Annotated in this window: 20 protein-coding genes and 1 pseudogene; 14 read left to right on the top strand and 7 right to left on the bottom strand. The window is 42.0% G+C overall.

The features are described 5' to 3' along the window. Position 1: 1 nt before the first annotated feature. The 8 genes from moaE to H5181_RS12570 all read left to right on the top strand — a co-directional run bounded on the left by moaE (position 2) and on the right by H5181_RS12570 (position 6,751). Positions 2-472, top strand: a complete 471-nt coding sequence (gene moaE / locus H5181_RS12605) for a molybdopterin synthase catalytic subunit MoaE (RefSeq protein WP_182751191.1) — start codon at positions 2-4, stop codon at positions 470-472. 39 nt (positions 473-511) lie between these two features. Further along, entirely contained in the window at positions 512-1,363 is an 852-nt protein-coding gene (gene modA / locus H5181_RS12600; RefSeq protein WP_182751190.1) for a molybdate ABC transporter substrate-binding protein, read from the top strand. Next, positions 1,363-2,043: a molybdate ABC transporter permease subunit gene (gene modB, locus H5181_RS12595; protein ID WP_059745246.1), complete on the top strand. Its 681-nt coding sequence runs from the start codon at positions 1,363-1,365 to the stop codon at positions 2,041-2,043. Before modA ends, modB begins: the two co-directional genes overlap by 1 nt. Next, on the top strand, positions 2,024-3,145 hold the full coding sequence (locus tag H5181_RS12590; RefSeq protein ID WP_102036527.1) for an ABC transporter ATP-binding protein: 1,122 nt from the start codon (positions 2,024-2,026) through the stop codon (positions 3,143-3,145). Before modB ends, H5181_RS12590 begins: the two co-directional genes overlap by 20 nt. Before the next feature lie 413 nt (positions 3,146-3,558). Further along, a complete protein-coding gene (locus tag H5181_RS12585) occupies positions 3,559-4,035 on the top strand; it encodes a hypothetical protein (protein ID WP_259397045.1) in 477 nt (158 codons plus the stop codon). A 13-nt stretch (positions 4,036-4,048) separates the two neighbouring features. Continuing rightward, positions 4,049-4,726, top strand: coding sequence for a response regulator transcription factor (locus tag H5181_RS12580; RefSeq protein ID WP_041413271.1), 678 nt, complete (start codon positions 4,049-4,051; stop codon positions 4,724-4,726). A 67-nt stretch (positions 4,727-4,793) separates the two neighbouring features. Next, positions 4,794-6,035, top strand: a complete 1,242-nt coding sequence (locus H5181_RS12575) for a HAMP domain-containing sensor histidine kinase (protein ID WP_011635583.1) — start codon at positions 4,794-4,796, stop codon at positions 6,033-6,035. 38 nt (positions 6,036-6,073) lie between these two features. Beyond that, positions 6,074-6,751, top strand: a complete 678-nt coding sequence (locus tag H5181_RS12570; RefSeq protein ID WP_182751188.1) for a TIGR01621 family pseudouridine synthase — start codon at positions 6,074-6,076, stop codon at positions 6,749-6,751. 76 nt (positions 6,752-6,827) lie between these two features. On the opposite strand, the gene H5181_RS12565 is transcribed toward H5181_RS12570, so the two are convergent. Beyond that, on the bottom strand, positions 6,828-8,045 hold the full coding sequence (locus H5181_RS12565) for a GGDEF domain-containing protein (RefSeq protein ID WP_182751187.1): 1,218 nt from the start codon (positions 8,043-8,045) through the stop codon (positions 6,828-6,830). Between the two features lie 172 nt (positions 8,046-8,217). On the opposite strand from H5181_RS12565, the gene H5181_RS12560 reads away from it, so the two are divergent. After that, positions 8,218-8,385 carry a YqaE/Pmp3 family membrane protein gene (locus tag H5181_RS12560; protein WP_011635586.1) on the top strand — a complete coding sequence of 56 codons (168 nt, stop codon included), beginning with the start codon at positions 8,218-8,220 and terminating at the stop codon, positions 8,383-8,385. Between the two features lie 114 nt (positions 8,386-8,499). Then, on the top strand, positions 8,500-8,706 hold the full coding sequence (locus H5181_RS12555) for a DUF2986 domain-containing protein (protein WP_182751186.1): 207 nt from the start codon (positions 8,500-8,502) through the stop codon (positions 8,704-8,706). Positions 8,707-8,742: 36 nt separating this feature from the next. Here the strand turns inward: H5181_RS12555 and moeB are convergent, their stop codons facing one another. Beyond that, positions 8,743-9,513, bottom strand: a complete 771-nt coding sequence (gene moeB, locus H5181_RS12550) for a molybdopterin-synthase adenylyltransferase MoeB (RefSeq protein ID WP_182751185.1) — start codon at positions 9,511-9,513, stop codon at positions 8,743-8,745. A gap of 7 nt (positions 9,514-9,520) precedes the next feature. Beyond that, positions 9,521-10,774: a gephyrin-like molybdotransferase Glp gene (gene glp / locus H5181_RS12545; protein ID WP_182751184.1), complete on the bottom strand. Its 1,254-nt coding sequence runs from the start codon at positions 10,772-10,774 to the stop codon at positions 9,521-9,523. A gap of 160 nt (positions 10,775-10,934) precedes the next feature. Between glp and H5181_RS12540 the strand changes: the two are divergent. Both H5181_RS12540 and H5181_RS12535 read left to right on the top strand, forming a co-directional pair. Continuing rightward, a pseudogene (locus tag H5181_RS12540) lies at positions 10,935-11,204 on the top strand (GIY-YIG nuclease family protein); the annotation flags it as partial. A 102-nt stretch (positions 11,205-11,306) separates the two neighbouring features. Continuing rightward, entirely contained in the window at positions 11,307-12,200 is an 894-nt protein-coding gene (locus tag H5181_RS12535) for an ABC transporter substrate-binding protein (RefSeq protein WP_182751183.1), read from the top strand. Positions 12,201-12,241: 41 nt separating this feature from the next. On the opposite strand, the gene H5181_RS12530 is transcribed toward H5181_RS12535, so the two are convergent. The 4 genes from H5181_RS12530 to hslR form a co-directional block, all read right to left on the bottom strand. After that, positions 12,242-14,101 (bottom strand): M14 family metallopeptidase, encoded by a 1,860-nt coding sequence (locus tag H5181_RS12530; RefSeq protein WP_182751182.1) that lies wholly within the window; start codon positions 14,099-14,101, stop codon positions 12,242-12,244. Between the two features lie 188 nt (positions 14,102-14,289). Beyond that, on the bottom strand, positions 14,290-15,846 hold the full coding sequence (locus H5181_RS12525; protein WP_182751181.1) for a phosphoenolpyruvate carboxykinase: 1,557 nt from the start codon (positions 15,844-15,846) through the stop codon (positions 14,290-14,292). 254 nt (positions 15,847-16,100) lie between these two features. Beyond that, on the bottom strand, positions 16,101-16,961 hold the full coding sequence (gene hslO, locus H5181_RS12520) for an Hsp33 family molecular chaperone HslO (RefSeq protein ID WP_011635594.1): 861 nt from the start codon (positions 16,959-16,961) through the stop codon (positions 16,101-16,103). 25 nt (positions 16,962-16,986) lie between these two features. Then, entirely contained in the window at positions 16,987-17,385 is a 399-nt protein-coding gene (hslR, locus tag H5181_RS12515; protein WP_011635595.1) for a ribosome-associated heat shock protein Hsp15, read from the bottom strand. 264 nt (positions 17,386-17,649) lie between these two features. Between hslR and gspC the strand changes: the two genes are divergently transcribed. Both gspC and gspD read left to right on the top strand, forming a co-directional pair. Then, entirely contained in the window at positions 17,650-18,564 is a 915-nt protein-coding gene (gspC, locus tag H5181_RS12510) for a type II secretion system protein GspC (protein WP_123778625.1), read from the top strand. 24 nt (positions 18,565-18,588) lie between these two features. Next, positions 18,589-20,721, top strand: a complete 2,133-nt coding sequence (gene gspD / locus H5181_RS12505) for a type II secretion system secretin GspD (protein WP_182751180.1) — start codon at positions 18,589-18,591, stop codon at positions 20,719-20,721.

Below are 20,721 nucleotides of genomic sequence, written 5' to 3'. Positions count from 1 at the left end.
CATGGATCATCATAGTAACCAAATTGCTGTACGAGTCCATACGGAAGACTTTAGTGTCGCTGATGAATACGCCTTACTTGCCTGTGATAATCAGGACGGTGCCGTGGTTAATTTTGTTGGCAAAGTACGGGACTTTAACGATGGTAGTGCTGTAACTGACTTAACCCTAGAGCATTATCCTGGTATGACTGAATCGGTATTACTGCAGATTAGCCAACAGGCTTGTGAACGTTGGCCTTTAAATAAAGTGACGATTATTCATCGAGTTGGTAGGTTATCGCTTGGTGAACAAATTGTGTTTATTGGTGTGACTAGCGCTCATCGTAAAGCAGCTTTCGCGGCATGTGAGTTTTTAATCGATTTTTTAAAAACGAAAGCGCCTTTTTGGAAGCTTGAAGCCGGTGATACTGGCGCTAAGTGGGTTGAAGCGCGTGATAGCGATCAGCAAGCAGCCAAAATGTGGCAAAAGTAATCGTCTATATGGCTCGTACATAGCAAGGATAAACCCTCAATGTCTTTCATTAACGCCAACATTACTCAGCTTGCAGACTCCTTTAGGCCTCGATTCCGTGCTGGTGCTATCGCATTTTTCTTTGCCATTGTTAGTTCCGTAGGGTTTAGTTCTGCAAGTGTCGCGAGTGATGCTCCGGCCATTGCTGCGGCTGCTAACATTAAATTTGCGGTAGATGAGATAGCGATACGTTTTCAGCAGCAAACGGGTTTGGCTCTGCGGATCAGTTATGGTTCTTCGGGTAATTTTGTCACCCAAATTCAGCATGGTGCACCGTTTGAGATGATGCTCAGTGCCGATGAAGAATATATTGAGCGGTTGCATCAAGCAGGCTTTACGCAAAATGACGGTGTTGTTTATGCCATCGGTCGGCTTGCTCTTGCTGCACCTAAGAAGTCGCCGTTAATTTTAGATCTTGAGTTAGTTGGGTTAGCGCAATTAATCGCCGATGGAAAGGTGTCTCGTTTTGCGATAGCAAATCCTGATCATGCTCCCTATGGTGAACGTGCGCGTGAAGTACTTAAAGCGAAAGGTTTGTGGGACGCACTGCAACCTAAACTGATTTTAGGTGAAAATGCTTCACAAGCTGCCCAATTTACCATTAGTGGATCGACTCAAGGTGGTATTGTGCCGTTATCATTGGTGCTATCTCCTGAATTTACCAAGCGTGGTAATTATGTGGTTATCCCTGATTCGCTATATCAACCGCTTAATCAACGGATGGCATTAATGCCTAATGCATCTGAAACTGCTGAGCGATTCTATCAATACATGCAATCAGCAGATGCACAGGAAGTATTAAGTCAATTTGGGTTTAATTTACCAAAACCTGCTGTAAAGAAGGCTGATTAATGGATTGGCAAGCTCTGTGGCTGTCGGTCAAACTGAGTTGTTTTACCGTAGTATTGTTAATTCCGTTGGCCATTATTGTCGGGCGGGCGTTGGCATATCGCCAATTTAAAGGTAAATCATGGCTTGAGGCTTTGATCATGGTGCCGTTAGTGTTACCGCCAACCGTCATTGGTTATTACCTGCTAGTGGGGTTAGGTAATCAGAGCATGATTGGTCAATGGGTTGAGCAATTAACCGGACAACAATTGGTGTTTCATTTCTCAGGATTGGTAATCGCTTCCATTATCGTCAATATTCCCTTTGCGGTTCAGCCTATTCAACGTGCTTTTGAAACGATTCCGATCGACATTCGTGATGCCGCGGCTTGCTGTGGCATGAGTCGATTACGGATATTTTTTCGAATAGAATTGCCTATGATATGGCCTGGCGTTTTAACGGCCGTTGTACTGTGTTTTTCCCATGTGCTGGGCGAATTTGGTGTGGTGTTGATGCTGGGCGGTAATATTGCCGGCGAAACCAAAACTATCTCAATAGCGATTTATGATAGTGTGCAAGCATTCGATTTTGATTCTGCCGGAATGATGTCTTTGGTATTATTGTTGTTTGCGGTAAGTGCGTTAGCACTCACTACAAGTATGTCGAAGCGTTTAGGAGGGCATCGTGGTGCCACACAACGCTGACCTTATATGTGATATTTCACAAACATTGCCTATTCCATTGGAAGCTCATTTCAGTTGTCGGGCTGGTGAAGTGCTAGCCGTGGTTGGCCCTTCTGGTGGCGGTAAAACGACTTTGCTGAGAATGATTGCCGGTTTGAGTTTACCTCAACGGGGCCACATTCATTGTGGTGATAGATTATGGTTTGATGCAAAGCAGTCTATTTCGTTAACTCCCCAGCAGCGGCATATCGGTTATATGCCACAACATTTTGGTCTGTTCCCACATTTAACAGCACTCGACAATGTTATTTCTGGGCTTGATCATGTGCCAAAAGAATTACGAAAGCAACGAGCATTAGATTGGCTAGAACGTGTCAATTTACATGGGTTGCCTGATCGTTTACCCGCGCAATTGTCTGGCGGACAACGTCAACGAGTTGCGCTAGCCCGTGCTCTTGCACGTGAGCCAGCTATCTTACTGTTAGATGAACCCTTTTCTGCAGTAGACCGGGAAACCCGTGAACGCTTGTATATTGAGTTAGCTCGCTTAAAACAGCAATTGTCTATCCCGGTGGTCATGGTAACGCATGACATCCATGAGGCATTGCTATTGGCTGATAAGATGATACTTATTAGTCAGGGCCAAATGCTGCAACAAGGCAAACCATTTGAGGTGTTATCTCATCCCAATAACGAAGCGGTTGCACGACAAATGGGCTTGAGGAATATTTTTGACGGTCAAGTCGTATCGCAAGATATTGAACGTAATATGACCCAGTTTACGCTGGGTGATGAATTGATTGTCAGCGACAGTGCACCAGCATTAACTGTCGGCCAATCTATCCGTTGGGTTATTCCAAACCAAGGTATTCGTTTTAACGCCATTAGCAGCGGTCGTCTGTGTAAAAGCTTAAATAAATTAGAAGTATTAATTGAGTCTGTGTTGGTGATGGGTGAATCGTCACGAGTGATAGCGTCAGTTGTAGGCATTGGATCTATTATCAATGCAGATGTGCCGACACATTTAGTCCATAAGTTAGCCTTATCGCCAGGAGTGCAAACGACTATTGCGCTTAAGTCAGATCAAATTCATATTTTAAGTGCACAGTCTGAACTCGGATAACCAAGTTTGAAATAAAATAGGCGAATATTGTATTTTTGCCTTACATATCCCGCTTCTTAACCGTGTTGAGGTTAAATAATTCTTTTTATCGCTCAGAATGTCATTTTCGGATAATAAACTGGGGATTGATGTTTGAATAAGGCCATTTAACGATCTAAAAAGCGCATTTGATATAAAACCATCCCATTTGGGCTGATTTGTATAGGTTTACCAGAACCTGTATTTCTAAAAAACATTGTACAACGACAACCCATCTCACTGAAAAATGGTATTTATGATCAATTATTAATCTTAGATTTCTTGGGACTTTGGCTGCTCTTAGGTAGAGTAGTCGTGTGATAGAATTTTCAATTATATAGAGGCTTGTGATGGTTCGGTTGCTGCTAGCAATATGCTTTCTTCCTTGTGCCGTGATGGCCACTCCATCTATGCACTCTTTATTGATCAATGGCGACTTTTTAAAGCCAATAACGGTCATGGAACAATTAGAGCAACAAGACAAAGGCACCATTTGTGACTTTGATGTTGATGTTGAAGAAGGTTTGCTGGTGTATAAGATTTCTATGATAAATGTAGAGACACACCGAATCAGTAAATACGAATACCGAGCCTTAGACGGTACATTATTAACCGAAAAATCATCTGCTTATGCCTCTGATGATATTGGCCAAGTTAATGCGGCAAAAAAGCTGCAAGCTAAGCACATGAAGTTTTCAGAACTAGTGACCCTCGCGATTAAAAACCAACAAGGATATTTAACACAGGCGGAATTGGACCACGATTTATCGATTAGTTATCTCGAACTAAAATTACTCAATCAAGATAGTAGAAATACTATTGCTTTCGATATTGAGACTCTACGTCCACTACCTCTGCTCAAATGGGATTAAAGACTCTATGACTATGCGTATTTTATTGGTTGAAGATGATGCTACTACGTTAAAGTATGTAGCCGACGGATTTACGGCTCAGAAATATCAAGTTGATAGCGCGACAGATGGCCAAGAAGGCCTCACGTTAGCTAAACATAACCAATATGATTTACTGATCCTCGATCGCATGTTACCAAAGCTAGACGGCTTAACATTATTGTCTGCTCTACGTACCAGTGGTAATAAAACACCAGTACTTATTTTATCGGCATTAAGCCATGTCGATGAGCGTGTAAAAGGTTTACGTGCGGGTGGTGATGATTACATGACCAAGCCATTTGCCTTTGCTGAATTGTTAGTTCGTGCTGAAAAACTTGCGCAACGTAACGTGGTTGAACCCGCTGCCACTGAAATTGAAGTGGGTAGTTTAAAAATGGAATTATTAACTCGTAAAGTCACCCTTGACGATAGCGAGTTAATGCTTCAACCAAAAGAATTTCAATTGCTTAAATACTTAATGGAACATCCTAATCAAGTGATTAGCCGTACATTATTATTTGAAGCAGTGTGGGACTACCATTTTGATCCTCGCACCAACGTGATTGATGTACATATTGCCAAGTTACGTCGCAAATTTGAAGAACTTGGTCACGGTGAGTTAATTGAAACCGTTAGAGGGGCTGGATATCGCCTTTGTAAAAGGCATTAAGCCTTACCAAAGTAGTGCGTGGCGGATCACGCTGATCTTCTCGACACTAGTAACCATACTCATTGTTATGTTGGTGCTTAGTCTCTATAGACAGTTAGTGATTGAGCAACAAAATCAAGTAGATAAACATCTAGCTGCAGAAATGCAGCGCTATCAACAGTTAGCATTAACGGTTAACCGTCGCAGCTTTGCGGCTCAAATTCGTGCAGCCGATCCTAAAACAGCACTGATTGCCTGGCGCAACAGTGTTGATATGGTGGGCGCATTGACTTTCTTACCTGAAAATATGCCACAGCTGCCTGAAACGAAAGATTTCCCTATCTTTACTGGTGGTCCAGATAAACTGCATATCTTAACTGGTGGCTTAGTTATCACCCGTTATGGCCCAGTATTAATTGCTACGCGTACCGATCAACTCGCGGCCTTAATAGAGAAATTTATTAACGCTGCATTTTGGGCCGTGGCATTCACGCTTGGACTCACGTTAGCGTTAGGCTATATTTTCTCAAAAGCCATCCTTAGACGACTGGTCGAATATAACCGTTTGAGTGAACAAATTGAAGCCGGGCACTATGAAACCCGTCTACCAGTCAGTGAAAGCCAAGATGAATTTGATATGTTGGCACGGCAGTTTAATTTAGTGCTCGACACCTTAGAGCAAAACTTACGTGCTGTTCGCGGTGTGACCGATAACATTGCCCATGATTTACGCACGCCACTATCGCATTTACGCATTGGTATTGAGCAGCTGTCGCAAAAACCTACAGCTGAACTTGCCGATGCCACTGCTGAGTTACTTGAAGAGTTAGACCACTGTTTAGGAACATTTGATGCGATGTTATCGCTAACGCGCATTGAAGAAGGTCAGCAAATGCTTGATTTGCAGCCGGTGAGTTTACAGCAAATCTGCCAAGATTTATTCGAAATGGCAGAGGTGATTGCCGAGAGTCACGACCAAGTATTGAGTATTAGTCTAGAAGATGATGTTCACGTGAATGGTGATAAGTATTTGTTGTTCCAAGCTTTGTTTAATCTAGTGGATAACGCGATAAAGTATTCACCTAATGGTGCCACGATTAATATTATTCAACACGGTAAACACATTCAAATTAGTGATAATGGACCGGGTATTATTGACGAAGATAAAGAGCGGGTATTCGATCGCTTAGTGCGCTTAGACCCTAGCCGCCATTACAAAGGTACTGGTTTAGGATTATCGATGGTAAAGGCTATTCTATCGCGTCACAAAGCGACTATTTCACTTCATGATAATAACCCTGGTTTGCTCGTGAGTATTCACTTTAAATAACCCCACAAGCCTCCCATTTAATCGTTGTTGGATAATCTATGTATCAAGTGCTCAGTGATCAACCAGACTTTATTGTCATCAGCAAGTCCGTGAATGTTCATTTTCACAGTCAAGATGGAAGTGCTGGGGTGATTGCACAGGCTGAGGCTGATTTAGGTTACAACCTTTACCCTGTTCATCGACTCGATACACCGACTTCAGGGTTGCTGATTGTGGCGAAATCTCCTCAAGCTGCAAATGTGTTTACCAAAATGTTTACTGAGCATAAAGTACAAAAATATTATTTGGCGATTGCTTGTGGTAAACCTAAGAAGAAACAAGGCTGGATTATCGGCGACATGGCTAAGTCACGTCGCAGTATGTATAAGTTACTGCGTACCACTGAAAACCCTGCTGTGACACAGTTTTTTAGTCAGAGTATTGCCTCTGGTATGCGGATGTATTTACTGAAACCGTTGAGCGGTAAAACCCATCAATTAAGAGTGGCTTTAGCCAGTATTGGCGTGCCTATTTTAGGTGATAAACTCTATGGTGATGAGCTGAGCGATAGATGTTATTTACATGCTTATAGTGTGCATTTTACTTACTTAGAACAGGATTATTCTTTTAAGCAACAGCCTCAATTCGGTAAGCAGTTTTTGTTACCTGAATGCCAACAACTTATGATGAATCAATGGCAATCACCGAATGACTTGCTGTGGCCGAGTAAAGACTAATTGTCTCCCGCTTACCCTAATAGGGTATTGGTTAATTGACTAAAATCATAATGTGAAAGAGCTGACTGGATAGCCGTTACGATTGCTCTGTTATTATCGCAGCATTTGATTCTTCCATTGAATCCATTGCATCCATTGAGCAAATTGTATTGCGGCCTTTACTTTTAGCAAGGTACATAGCGTCGTCAGCTAGTTGTAATAATTGTTCAATACTAAGGTGAGTTTTACAGGTAGCATAACCAATGCTGAGAGTGGTATTAATATGGGTCTTCTGCCATAAAACAGTATTTTCATTGATTTTTTGTTGTACTTTTTCGGCCACTATTTGAGCCTCTTTTTTATTGGTTAATGGCAGTATGATTAAAAACTCCTCACCACCATAACGACAAACGAAATCAATTTTCCTCAATGATTTTTGTAATATGTCGGCAGTATTTTTGAGCACCATATCACCCGCTAAATGACCATAAGTATCATTAATGCGTTTGAAGTGGTCTAAGTCGAGTACCATTAAACTATACGCCAACCCATTTCGAAGCCATAGGGCATCAACTTCTTCGAGCTTGTTTAATAAAGAGTGCCTATTCCATAAGCCAGTTAGTTGATCTTTGTTGGCTAATCGAGCGACCTTGTAGACTAAGCGAGTTAGCGCATTACCAAACAATACTAGATTAGTGAGTAGCAGTAATATGATGTAGCTCCACATCACTAACGATGAGTTAAGCTTGTCTGCAGCTGAAATGTTGGCAAGTTCGTCGGGGAAAAGTAATAAAACAACTGCGCGTATGATAAACAGTAAGCCTATGGTGAAAAAAGGTACGTTAATCAACGCGGCATAATGCAGCGGTAAGTGTTTTTTTACCGCCCGAAAATTATCAATACCACTAAGGGTGATGAACGTTGCTGCGGTAATACTCATTACAATAACTAAGTAGACAGCGTAGGTCAGGGATGGTGGAACCAACAGCATTAATAATGCCGTGGTTGCCAGCAAAATAAGATCGAATCGGTAAGATAAAGGCTGCTTAAATAAATGTTGGCTGCCCCAACGCACCAGAGCAAACCCCACAAGTATTGTCATGTCTGCCACAAACCAGTATAAATAGTTAATTGCTTCAGTACGTTGGGTATAAAGCATAATGCCGATAAGTGTACAAATATTGGTGGCGGCGAAACACCAACTGGCTTTAGGTGCAATGCGTAATAGGCAGGCAAGTAATGTCCAAGCTATGGCGCAACTTACTGCTATTAAGCTAAAAAATTGAACGAAAATAATACTTTGGTTATGTTCCATATGACTCATTAGTATCGTGAAAAAGACTATTCCATAATGTGATATCAACATCGCAACTACAATAATAGGCTAATTGTCCTAATTAAGAAATTGCCCTAGTTAACAAATTGTATCGTATACTGTTTTTATAATAACTATAGCGAAATTAATCAACTTAAATAAGGTAACTCAAATGGATTCTAATAAATTATTACTGGTGATTATTGCGATTTTACTGCCGCCAGTGGCGGTTTTACTCAAAAAAGGCATGGGCAAAGACTTATTAATAAATATCTTATTATGTATTTTCTTTTTTGTACCAGGGCTTGTTCATGCTTTGTGGGTAGTGTTACAAGAATAATGTTTAACACCCTATGCTATCGATATTGTTTGGTCACTGATAAGTTGGAATTTATAGGGTTTTAATCAGTTTGAGATTATAATTGCCTCGTATAAATGCTATCAAGTGACCAATATGAATCGTAAAAAGAAAATTAATCAAACTCTTAAAGCTAAAGCAAAAAAAGCCAATGCTAAGCTTCATGCTGCCAATAAATCGCCATATATTGCCAAAGCAGACCGTGAGCAGCTTGCCCAAGCGCAATTGGTTATAGCGCCATCAGCCGGTGTAGCTGACAGCGTATTAAGCGACTCTGATGCAGTACATTCGCCAGCACAGTAACACACTATAGCGATGACCCTAGAGATGTGATTTTATCTACGGATTAACACCGCATACTTTACAATGTGGTTGTTTAGGTAAACGCATTTGCCTAAACTCCATGGTCATCGCATCAATCATCAACAATTTCCCGGTTAATGGCTCGCCGATAGCCGTGATAACTTTAATTGCTTCTGTTGCTTGAATGCAGCCAATCATGCCAACCACTGGCGCAAGAATGCCTGCTTCAACACAAGTTAGCTGTTGTTCACCAAATAAAGCACTAAAACATTGATAGCAAGGGCTGTCTTGTTGGTAGTCAAATACTGTAACAGTGCCTTCCATTCTAATAGCCGCGGCTGACACTAAAGGCACTTGGTGCTCAAAACAGCTTTTATTAAGCTGTTCACGCACTAACATATTGTCTGTGCAATCCAGAATTAAGCTATGTTGACTCACCAACACGTTAATCTCATCATCTTCTAATAACGCATTAATGGTATTGATGTTAATTAATGGATTTAGCAGCATCAGCGATTGCTTAGCCGATTCAACTTTTGCTTGGCCAATATTGGCGTCATAGTGCAATACTTGGCGCTGCAAATTAGACAGCTCTACGGTATCAAAATCAACTAAGGTGATTTCACCAACCCCAGCCACGGCAAGGTATTGACTTGCTGCACAGCCAAGTCCGCCTGCACCAATAATTAGTACTTTGGCAAGCTTGAGCTTTTCTTGGCCATCGATATCGATAGCCTTAATAGAGATCTGCCGGCTATAGCGCAGCATTTCATTATCAGTGAGTATCTCTTGATCAAGTGAATCCATACTATTCCTAACACAACACGTTATTAAAAGGCTCTACGGTGACTTGGGTGCCTGTTGGTGTGTCGCCTTGGAATTGATCTAATATCACAAAGCAATTAGCTAAACTCATTGATGTGAGCATACCTGAACCTTGGCCGCCAGTAATCGCAACTTCAAGTTCGCCCGCTTCATTTCGACTGAGTATACCGCGTTGATATTCGACTCTACCAGGGTGTTTTCGTATATCTGTCAGCAACTTTGCTTGGCAAAATAACGGCTTAATAGGCTTAAGTCCCTGCATTTTATTTAAAATGGGTAACACGAGTTTATAAAACGTTACCATTGAAGAAACGGGATTACCGGGTAAACCGCAAAAAATCGTATTATCTATTTTACCAAATGCGAATGGTTTACCTGGCTTAATAGCGAGTTTCCAAAAGGTAATTTGGCCTTCTTCAGACAAAATTTGTTTAGTAAAGTCAGCTTCACCAACAGAAACGCCGCCGGAGGTTAATACCATATCAGCCTTGCTGGCTGCTTCTTTAAATGCACCTCGAATGGCTTCTTTATTGTCGGCTATTACGCCTAAATCAATCCATTCAACATGGCTTTTACTGAGTAAGCCTTGGATTGAATAGCGGTTAGAATCATAAATCTGTCCAGGAGCCAGTTCACTTCCCACTGGGCGTAACTCATCACCAGTAGAAAAGAAGGCGACTTTTAATTTGCGTGTCACTCTAACCTGGTTAATACCAATAGTGGCGAGTACACCCATTTCTGCAGCGCGGATAGTGATGCCTTTATGCAATACTTTTGTGCCAGCAAGCAGTTCTTCACCACATAGGCGTACATTAGCGCCTAATCGATGTGGATGCTCGATAGTAATTTGATTTTCGTTTGCTTGGACTTTTTCTTGCATTTGCACGGTATCAAAACCCACTGGTACAGGGGCGCCAGTCATTATACGAATACAGCTATTGGGTGACACATGACCCTTATAAGGGTGGCCCGCAAAAGAACTACCCACGAGGGTAAGGGTTGTTTTATCCTGTGATGCAGCTAAATCGGTAAAACGAAATGCATAACCGTCCATTGCCGAGTTATCAAATGGGGGTAAATCAATACTCGATGCCAGATCTTCCGCGAGCACTCTGTCGATAGCTTGGGTTAATGTGACTAGCTCGGTATCTTGGGTTGCTTCAACTTGAGCTAAAAGTTGCTCAATTGCTTGATCGGGATGAAGCAATGCTGGTTGAGCGCAAGGATCTTGATTACTGGACATCAGAACTTCCTTAATGAATAGCTAAAATACTATCAACTGTATCTTGGTTGAAATAGGTCTTTGCTTTTTAATGGTGCTTAGTATGCCATGATGGCACAAGAGTTTTATGATCACACTTAAGGTTTTATATTTTATGTCGAAAAATAATGCCAAGACGGGTTGGTACTTGTACATTATTCGCTGTGCAAACTCACATTTATACACGGGTATCACCACGGATATTGCTCGTCGTTTTGCCGAGCATCAAGCCAGTGGTCCTAAAGCGGCTAAATATTTAAAAGGTAAAGGCCCGTTAACCTTAGTTTATCAAGAATCATTAACTGATCGAAGTGAAGCGTCAAAACGCGAGATTACTGTTAAAAAATATACTAGGCAGCAAAAATTATTGTTGATTGAACAGCATGCGTTAATCCACCCAACGGAACGATAAGTTGCCTATATTTATGACTTTTCTATATTGAAAAAGTTGGTCTGCAATTGTTTTACGACTAAACTGAATGATGGCATCACAATGGTGAATGGTGGCAGTACAATGGTTAAGTTGTTAATGAGTGTTGCGCTGATCATTTGTTGTTTTGCATTTCCTTTAGCCGCACAACAAGTACGCATTCAATCTGTTCAATCTTCAGAAAATATCACCTACCAATATTATTACGATTTGTTACAGCTAATATTAACCCAAACCGCTGACGATTATGGCTCGGCTGATATTGTTGTTATCAACACCCCATTGTCACAGTCTCGTGGTTTTAGTATGTTAAAAGCCGATTTGCTAGATGTCTTTTGGGCTGGCACCACGGTTGAGCGCGAGCGTAAGTTCCATGCAATTAAAATTCCTCTGGTTGGTGGCTTATTGGGTGCTAGAGTACCGGTAATTGTTCGTGATAGATTCGCGGAATTTGAAGCGATAAACACGCCAAGGCAACTGCAACAATTAGTCGCGTGCCAGGGGGCACAGTGGCCAGATTCGGATATTTTAGAATATAACGGTTATCTAGTTGAACGGGTGATTACCTTCCAGTTAATTTACAGCATGTTGAAACAGCAGCGCTGTGATTATTTTCCTCGTGGTTTAAATGAGGCTTATGCTGAGGTGAATACGAAAGGTAACGAAAGCTTGATGGTGTACGATAAACTCATATTACATTATCCATTACCGATGTATTTTTTTGTTAGTAATGACCACCCGCGCTTAGCGCAACGCATTACTCAAGGTTTAGAGGCACTCATTGCGACAGGTCAGCTACATGAGTTTATTGAGCAGCATGACACAACTCGAGATATGTTCCCGCTCAGTAAATATAACAACAGTCGTATTTTTGACTTAGCTAATCCACTGTTACCGCCACAAACACCTTTTCAAAACCAAGATTTATGGATTGATTTACCGCATCCCACAAAAAACGCCGCAGCACTTGTGGAGTGATACGGCGTTATTTAATTTCATCGTTTATACAGCGTTGAAGCTTATTTAGATGCTCGCAACACAGGGTACTTCATGTATTCGCTGTCGTAGTATGGGCTACGTTGGTAAAACCAGCGTAATCTTGCTTGGCTATCTTTCGCAAAATCAGGGTCTTTAAGCGCTTGATCAAACTCTGCCTGTAGAGCTGGATTGTCGAGTAACATTTTTGCCGCTAAAGGTTCCACTGCATAGTCTTCAATGTATTCTGTACGGGTGAAAATGGTATTAAACATGCCCCAATAAAACAATGAATCCTCAGCTTGAGGTTCAAGTAATAGCATTGCTAAGTCACCCAAAGGCTGGTCGGTTGGAATACGCATGCTACCTGCAGGAAGGTAGGCGTTTATTTTATGAATAGCCGTTGTTGCCGTTACCGTTTGATGACCTTCATAATCAGCGCTTGAGAATAATGGATCGCTAAATTGATATTGCTGCGCGGTTATCGAGGCTGGCTTATTCAGTCGTGTCATTCGAATACCATGTAAAGATAAACGCTCAATAACGTTTGTCCATTGTGGTGGAATATAATAAGCCACAGGACGAGTTACCGTGATATCAGCTTTTGTATTAGCCACAATTGGTAAGTTTTCATATAACTTAGGTTCACCAGTCCAGCGTACTACTTTGTCACCACTGATTGGGCTTTGCTCAACACGGTAATCAATCCCTTTAAAGTCTTTTCCTTCTGCTAAGGTTTCACTTTGCCAACTAATGGTTAACTCGCTTGGATTACGATATTTGTCTTCATTAATCGCAGACTTTAGCTTGGTGCTATTTTTTGCCACCGTTTTAAGGGTTTGCTCGAGTGTAATGTAAGTACCTAGAACGCGTTGCTTATAAGGTTTAAGGCTATGGTTTTCAATTAGGATCGTCGGTAAATGGCGAGCATCACCGTAACCATTGGAAAAGCGTGGGCTAGGGTTCCACAATGACAGGCCTTTAGTCATGTCAGTATTATCGTTAGCAAATACCAACTGGCCCGGAATGTGGCCTTGTTCGGTTAATGCATGTTCAACCGCGGGGCGGTAAATAGACTCTAACCATGTAAAAATACTTGGGCTATAGCCTTGTGCAACGTTGTAGCCAAAGGTGACATCGTATTGGTAGTCAATACCATCGGTCACATGGATATCAATATATAAGTCTGGCTGCCATATATTTATCGCTTGAATGAGGTGCTGCATTTCCAATGCATCAGCTTTAGCATAATCACGGTTTAAATTTAGATTGTTGGCCGTGGTGCGCCAGCCCATATTGACCGGTCCACGTTGATTGACCCGATTGAATTTGCTGCTACGTTCATGGGCATCGACACTGAAGATAGGAATAAACAGTAAATTAACGTTTTCAAGCAAATCGCGTTTGTTACGATGGCTGATATCACGTAGTAGCATCATGCCTGCATCTTTACCGTCAATTTCACCTGAATGAATACCTGCTTGCACTAATACCGTTGCTTTACCGTTATCACTTAATGCTTGTGCCGTTGACACCCCATCTTGTGACGCAACAATCATCCATATATCTCGTCCTTGGGGGCTTTTACCAATACTGACTTTTTGTAACACGTCGCTACTGTCGACGAGTTTGTCTAACCATTCCATGGTGTCGTGATAGTTTGGGCTGGAAACATAACCTTGTTGCTCAAAAGGGGTTGCCCATGGCTGATCTGCACTTAACAGTAACGTTTCACTGGCGCCTGACCAAGGGTGAATGGGTGGCAGTATGCTGTCGTTTTCGAGATGCGTTATTTGCTCTGCTGGTTCCTGAGGGGCAGTAGGCACAGCATTGTTAGCATAGGTGAAAGTGGAACAGATAAGTAACGGACTAACCATTAAACTAGCAAGCAAAAAGCGGCGCATGAATATCCCTGTGAATGGTGATGGTGTCGAAATACGGTAATGGCATCATAACACTGCCTATCAACAGTTTCAGTTGCTTTTACCCTTATAAATAAACTGGTTTTGTGCAGATAAAAAATCCCAACCGAAGTTGGGATTTTTAAATTACATCGCATTAAATAAAGCGTTGCGAATAATGAGGAGCTTGTTTATACGTTAGGGCCAGCATTTTTAATGGCTTCAGACACTTTATATTTTGCAAAGTTATCACTGAACTCTTGTGCTAGCTGCTGTGCATATTTGTCATACTCAGCTTTATCTGCCCAAGTGTTGACTGGGTTTAACAAAGCGGTATCAACACCCGATACACTAACAGGTACGTTTAAGTTCAGTTTATCGATATAAACGGTTTCAACATCTTTTAGCTCACCACTGACAATAGCATCCACAATGGCGCGAGTTGTCGGGATATCAAAACGTTTACCTACACCATGTGGACCACCGGTCCAGCCAGTGTTAACAAGGTAAACTTGGCTGCCAAACGACTCAATGCGTTTCATGAGTAGTTCAGCATACACTCCAGCTGGACGTGGGAAGAATGGTGCACCAAAACACGTCGAGAAGGTTGACTGAATTGCAGACGTAGAACCCATTTCTGTAGAGCCTACCTTCGCGGTGTAACCTGATAAGAAGTGATATGCAGCTTGTTCTTTGCTTAATACCGATACTGGCGGTAATACACCTGAGACATCACAAGTTAAGAAAACCACAGCATGAGGTTCTGCACCACGGTTATCTTCTTTACGTTGAGCAATGTGCTCTAAAGGATAAGCAGCACGGCCATTTTCGGTTAGGCTAGTATCTTTATAATCAGGCACTCGCTGTTCATCAAGCACCACGTTTTCGAGTACGGTACCGAAACGAATTGCATCCCAAATCACAGGTTCATTTTTTTGGCTCAGGTCGATACATTTTGCATAGCAACCGCCTTCGATATTAAATACGCCACCGGGTGCCCAGCCGTGCTCATCATCACCGATCAGGAAACGTTTTGGATCAGCAGAAAGCGTGGTTTTACCGGTACCCGATAGGCCGAAGAATAATGTGGTATCACCATCGTGGCCGACGTTGGCCGAACAATGCATGGGTAACACACCTTTAGCGGGTAATAAGAAGTTCTGTACCGAGAACATCGACTTCTTCATTTCACCTGCATATTTCAACCCTGCAAGCAGTACTTTTCGCTCGGCAAAGTTAAGAATAACAGCGGCTTCAGAGTTTGTACCATCACGTTCAGGTTCACATACGAACCCTGGCGCATTGATGATTTGCCAGGTGTCTTTGTTACCACTATTAAAGGTTTCTGGAGCGATAAATAAATTACGTGCAAACAATTGATGCCATGCGAACTCAGTGGTTACACGTACAGGAATATAATGTTCATCATCAGCACCAACTTCGAGTTCAGATGTAAACAACTCTTTGTCTGCAAGGTAGGCTTCTACCCGGCCCCATAACGCATCAAATTTGCCTGCATCAAACGGGCGGTTTACTTTGCCCCATTCAATGTCGGCTTCTGTATTTGCCTCTTTGACGATAAATCGGTCATTAGGTGAACGACCCGTTCTTTCTCCTGTCTTGGCCACTAAGGCACCATTTGCGGTCAGTTGACCTTCTCCACGAAGAAGCGCGATTTCTACTAGCTGTGCAGTCGTAGGGTTGAGGTGAACGCGGTTAGATACATCCGCCATAGTGTTGATCTCCATGTCTTTTAGGTCGTGTTTCGCTGTGAACTGCTATTGGGGGTTAGGTGTTCAAACTTAGCTTGTTATTATTTTTGCGCGATGGCTATAAGCTAATGTGGGGGATTGTAACGCAAGTTAATGCCGTGGTAACGAACAGTTTGGTAATTTTTTTGAAAGTTTTTGCTGTTTGATGTTTTGTTTAGACGGTTAAGACGTAAAAAAAGCGCGTTAAGCGCTTTTTTTGTAAGTTGTTACGTTTTCGGTAACGATATTGGTTACTGTTGTGACTGGCTGCTATGACTACCAGAATATAACGCTGCAATATCTATCGCATCAAAAGAGTACTTTGCTGTGCAATACTCACAATCCATCTCAATTTTCCCTTCTTCAGCTAGAATCTCTTCAACTTCAGTTTGGGGTAACGTTTTGATTGCTGCTGCACTGCGATCACGAGAACAGCTACATTTGAATGTAACATCAACAGGATCAAATAAGCGTACTTCTTCTTGATGATACAAGCGATGTAATACTTGTTCAGCATCAAGAGTGAATAACTCTTCTGCTTTAATGGTCGAGGTCAATGCTGAGAGATGTTCAAAGTCGTCATTATTACCAGATTTTGCTGGCAATACTTGCAACAACATTCCTGCAGCTTGTTTGCCGTTAGCAAATAACTGTATTTGGGTAGGTAACTGCTCTGATTGATTAAAATACTCTTCTAAGCAAGCAGCTAAGTTTACGTGGTCTAATGACACAATGCCTTGATAACGCTCACCCTCATCTGGAGTTAACGTAATGACCATGTAGCCTTTACCGAACATTTGTTGCAAGCTTGCATCGGCAGCAATATCGCCGTTCCAACGTGCAACACCACGTAATACTTGCTTATTGTTACCATTAATTACCGCTAAAGAAACCGGACCATCGCCCTGTAACTGTACGCTAATGTCACCACTGAACTTGATCGTCGCGGTAAGCAATGATGTCGCGGCCAATAACTCACCGATTAGAGCTTGTAATGCAACCGGATAAATATGTGCAGAAAGCACTTCTTGGTAACTGCTTTCTAATTGGACTATCTCGCCTCGCACATCGGCATTATCAAAAATGTAGCGATGTAAAATATCGTTGTTCATTTGTATTCTCTTACTTTTTGGGCGCCTAGTAATCTTTAAAGCGCATAATCTGTCGTCTTTGTTTTTTATCCGGTTTATGGTCTGGTGCCGGATTGTTCAAAATATTTAGCCGTCGGGCTTCAGCGTTTATAATCCGTTTGCTAATACTCTCAGGTGTTTCTTCGTATAGGGTTTGCGCCACATTAGCACTTTGTCTATGGCCAGATAATTGGAGGACAATAATCTCTTTATCATCATTACCTTGGCGAAGACGGATTTTTGCACCAGCTTCAGCATTCTTACTGGATTTAGTCCGTTGACCGTTGTAATGTACTTTACCGCCATTGATCATGTCTTTTGCGATAGCGCGGGTTTTATAAAATCGTGCCGCCCATAACCATTTATCGAGCCGAATAAAGCTTTTTTCGGGCTGATTTTGAGTCACATGACCTCCAAAACAGGGATGATTTCACAGACTGAGTAACCTAACTGCCATACAATGTGTGTATTATCGTAATAGAGGGCAATATTATGGCTCTTTTTATGAGCGCAAAGTTAGCATATTTGATGGAGATTCGCCAATCGATATGCTCTGGGGTTGTTGCTTTATCCTGTGTGGGTTAGCATGACCGCTACACATATATTTTCGCATTTTATTAACAATTAGAACAGAGACCTGTACCAAGTCGTATAGAGGGTCCAATAACATATGGATTTATTAGATAAACTGATCACCAACGCTGCAAAAATACCACATAAGCTATTGAGTATGATTGTATTTTGGCTTGGCTTGGTCATTGTGTTGCTACTCGCTGCACAGATCACATGGAAGTTGATGCCAGTATCATCGCAGTCTGCGATGTGGCAACCATCCCCCATATCAGCAGGCACTGCAAAGCGTATTGAGCTTGCCGGTGTACGTAACCTATTGCTTTTTGGTCGCTTAGACAATAATAGCAATAAACCCAAAGCTGAAGTCGTAGAGCAAATCACCGATGCGCCTAAAACAAACTTGTCTATTCAATTGACAGGGGTTGTTGCGTCTACCGAAGAAGCCCAAGGTTTAGCGGTTATTGAATCAAGTGGGCAACAAGAAACCTATAGCTTAGGCGATAAAATTAAAGGGACTTCAGCTTCTTTAAAAGAGGTTTATGCCGACCGTATTATTATTAGTAATAGTGGTCGTTATGAAACTTTAATGCTGGATGGCCTTAAATATACTACCCAAAGCGAAGCTAACTCCCAGTTGCAACAAGCCAAAGTAGGTCAACAGGTAACCCGAGTTGATCGTCGCGATAATCAACGTTTTTCTGAAGATCTGTCTAATTCTCGTGATGAGCTGTTAGCAGACCCAAGTAAAATTACAGACTTTTTAGCTATTTCACCGGTACGTAATGGTGATGAATTAGCGGGTTACCGTTTAAATCCTGGTAAAGATGTCGCGTTGTTTAAGCAAGCGGGTTTTCAAGCTAATGATTTAGCAAAATCAATAAATGGATTTGATCTGACCGATATGGGTCAGGCATTAGAAGTGATGGCACAACTGCCTGAGCTCACCGAAATGGCTGTCATGGTTGAGCGTGAAGGGCAGTTGGTCGAAATCATGTTTAGTTTGCCAGAATAATTTGGCGTTAGAGGATTGAGAAGAATGAATAATAAAGGGATCCGACATAACATTATTGCTGGAATGCTTATGGGCGCTGCAATGATAGCGGCACCGAGTGCTTGGTCGGAACAATATGCCGCCAATTTTAAAGGCACTGACATTCAAGAATTTATTAATATTGTCGGTAAAAACCTCAATAAAACCATTATTGTAGATCCAACAGTACGTGGCAAAATTAATGTCCGTAGTTACGATTTACTCAATGATGATCAATATTACCAATTCTTCCTTAACGTACTTCAAGTGTATGGTTATGCAGTGGTTGAAATGGAAAACCACGTCATTAAAGTCATTAAAGACAAAGACGCCAAAATGGCTTCTATTCGTGTTGCCGATGACAAGTCGCCTGGTGTTGGTGATGAAATGGTCACCCGAATTGTTCCTTTATACAATTCTGAAGCTAAACAACTTGCTCCATTACTTCGCCAGTTAAATGATAATGCTGGTGGCGGTAACGTTGTTAACTATGATCAATCAAACGTGTTAATGATTTCTGGTCGTGCAGCGGTAGTGAACAAGTTGGTAGAGATTGTTCGCCGAGTTGATAAGCAAGGCGACACCGACGTACAAGTCGTGGCCTTAGATTATGCCTCTGCAGGAGAAATTGTTCGCATAGTCGATACCTTATATCGATCAAGTGCTAATCAATCACAACTGCCTGGCCAAGCGCCTAAAGTGGTGGCTGATGAGCGCATGAATGCGGTTATTGTCAGTGGCGATGAAAAAAGCCGTCAACGAGTGATTGAGCTTATTAAACGTCTCGATGCTGAACAGGCGAGCACGGGTAACACCAAGGTACGTTATTTACGTTACGCCAAAGCTGAAGACTTGGTTGAAGTATTAACCGGGTTTGCACAAAACTTACAAGATAATAAAGAGGGTGCCAGTACTCAGCAAGGCAGCTCAAGTAAGCGCCGTAGTGATATCAATATTATGGCCCACAGCGATACTAACTCACTGGTGATTAGTGCCGAACCAGATCAACTGCGTACCATTGAAAGCGTCATTAATCAGCTCGATATTCGTCGTGCTCAAGTGCTCGTTGAAGCCATTATTGTTGAAATAGCGGAAGGCGATAACGTTGGTTTTGGAGTGCAATGGGGCAGTAAAGCCGGTGGCTTAACGCAGTTTAACAACATTGGGCCAACCATTGGGGAAGTCGGCGCTGGAGTCTGGGCGGCACGCGAAGAGGATGGCACTAGCGTGGCGACTATTGATGGTAATGGTAATGTGGTTACGACAACTAATCCAACTTCAGACGGTGACTATACCTTGATTGCCCAAGCATTGGGTAAAGTTAATGGTATGGCGTGGGGCGTGACCACAGGTAACTTTGCGGCGTTAATCCAAGCTGTGTCGAGTGATACAAATTCAAACGTACTAGCAACACCGTCTATTACCACACTAGATAACCAAGAAGCCTCGTTTATTGTCGGTGATGAAGTGCCGATTATTACCGGTTCAACCTCAAGTTCTAACAATGATAATCCATTCCAAACGGTAGAACGTAAGGAAGTCGGAGTTAAGCTCAAAGTGGTACCGCAAATCAACGAAGGTTCATCGGTTAAATTAACTATTGAACAAGAAGTGTCGGGTGTTAATGGTAACACTGGTGTCGACATCAGTTTCTCTACTCGTCGTTTAACGACCACGGTTATGGCAGATTCTGGCCAAATTGTAGTGCTGGGTGGATTAATTAACGAAGAAGTACAAGAAAGTATTCAAAAAGTCCCAATTCTTGGCGATATTCCTTTTATAGGTCATTTATTTAAGTCTTCTTCTAGTAAGAAAACGAAAAAGAATTTAATGATTTTCATTAAGCCCACCATTATCCGTGACGGTATGACAATGGAAGGGATTGCTGGTCGTAAATATAATTATTTCAGAGCATTACAGCTGGAACAACAAGCTCGTGGTATTAATTTAATGCCAAATACTCAAGTCCCAGTTCTTGAAGAATGGGATCAAGAGGCCTACTTGCCAGATGAAGTGAATGACATGCTTGATCGCTATAAAAGCGGCAAAGGGCTGAGCACCGATATACGTGATTCAGACCCAGCCTTGCGCACTATCGATGAAAACATGCAAAAGGACAAGGCTCAAAACAATGACTGA

It is taken from the genome of Shewanella sp. SG44-2, from assembly GCF_014164215.1.
In the GTDB taxonomy this organism is placed as follows: domain Bacteria; phylum Pseudomonadota; class Gammaproteobacteria; order Enterobacterales; family Shewanellaceae; genus Shewanella; species Shewanella frigidimarina.
This window is presented reverse-complemented; position numbering and strand designations above follow the sequence as displayed.

What these genes read in the sequence shown, in the direction of transcription:
- moaE (WP_182751191.1), top strand. Translation starts at nt 2, where the DNA reads ATGGATCATCATAGTAACCAAATTGCTGTACGAGTCCATACGGAAGAC.
- modA (WP_182751190.1), top strand. Translation starts at nt 512, where the DNA reads ATGTCTTTCATTAACGCCAACATTACTCAGCTTGCAGACTCCTTTAGG.
- modB (WP_059745246.1), top strand. Translation starts at nt 1,363, where the DNA reads ATGGATTGGCAAGCTCTGTGGCTGTCGGTCAAACTGAGTTGTTTTACC.
- H5181_RS12585 (WP_259397045.1), top strand. Translation starts at nt 3,559, where the DNA reads ATGGCCACTCCATCTATGCACTCTTTATTGATCAATGGCGACTTTTTA.
- H5181_RS12580 (WP_041413271.1), top strand. Translation starts at nt 4,049, where the DNA reads ATGCGTATTTTATTGGTTGAAGATGATGCTACTACGTTAAAGTATGTA.
- H5181_RS12575 (WP_011635583.1), top strand. Translation starts at nt 4,794, where the DNA reads ATGTTGGTGCTTAGTCTCTATAGACAGTTAGTGATTGAGCAACAAAAT.
- H5181_RS12570 (WP_182751188.1), top strand. Translation starts at nt 6,074, where the DNA reads ATGTATCAAGTGCTCAGTGATCAACCAGACTTTATTGTCATCAGCAAG.
- H5181_RS12565 (WP_182751187.1), bottom strand. Translation starts at nt 8,045, where the DNA reads ATGGAACATAACCAAAGTATTATTTTCGTTCAATTTTTTAGCTTAATA.
- H5181_RS12560 (WP_011635586.1), top strand. Translation starts at nt 8,218, where the DNA reads ATGGATTCTAATAAATTATTACTGGTGATTATTGCGATTTTACTGCCG.
- H5181_RS12555 (WP_182751186.1), top strand. Translation starts at nt 8,500, where the DNA reads ATGAATCGTAAAAAGAAAATTAATCAAACTCTTAAAGCTAAAGCAAAA.
- moeB (WP_182751185.1), bottom strand. Translation starts at nt 9,513, where the DNA reads ATGGATTCACTTGATCAAGAGATACTCACTGATAATGAAATGCTGCGC.
- glp (WP_182751184.1), bottom strand. Translation starts at nt 10,774, where the DNA reads ATGTCCAGTAATCAAGATCCTTGCGCTCAACCAGCATTGCTTCATCCC.
- H5181_RS12535 (WP_182751183.1), top strand. Translation starts at nt 11,307, where the DNA reads ATGGTTAAGTTGTTAATGAGTGTTGCGCTGATCATTTGTTGTTTTGCA.
- H5181_RS12530 (WP_182751182.1), bottom strand. Translation starts at nt 14,101, where the DNA reads ATGCGCCGCTTTTTGCTTGCTAGTTTAATGGTTAGTCCGTTACTTATC.
- H5181_RS12525 (WP_182751181.1), bottom strand. Translation starts at nt 15,846, where the DNA reads ATGGAGATCAACACTATGGCGGATGTATCTAACCGCGTTCACCTCAAC.
- hslO (WP_011635594.1), bottom strand. Translation starts at nt 16,961, where the DNA reads ATGAACAACGATATTTTACATCGCTACATTTTTGATAATGCCGATGTG.
- gspC (WP_123778625.1), top strand. Translation starts at nt 17,650, where the DNA reads ATGGATTTATTAGATAAACTGATCACCAACGCTGCAAAAATACCACAT.
- gspD (WP_182751180.1), top strand. Translation starts at nt 18,589, where the DNA reads ATGAATAATAAAGGGATCCGACATAACATTATTGCTGGAATGCTTATG.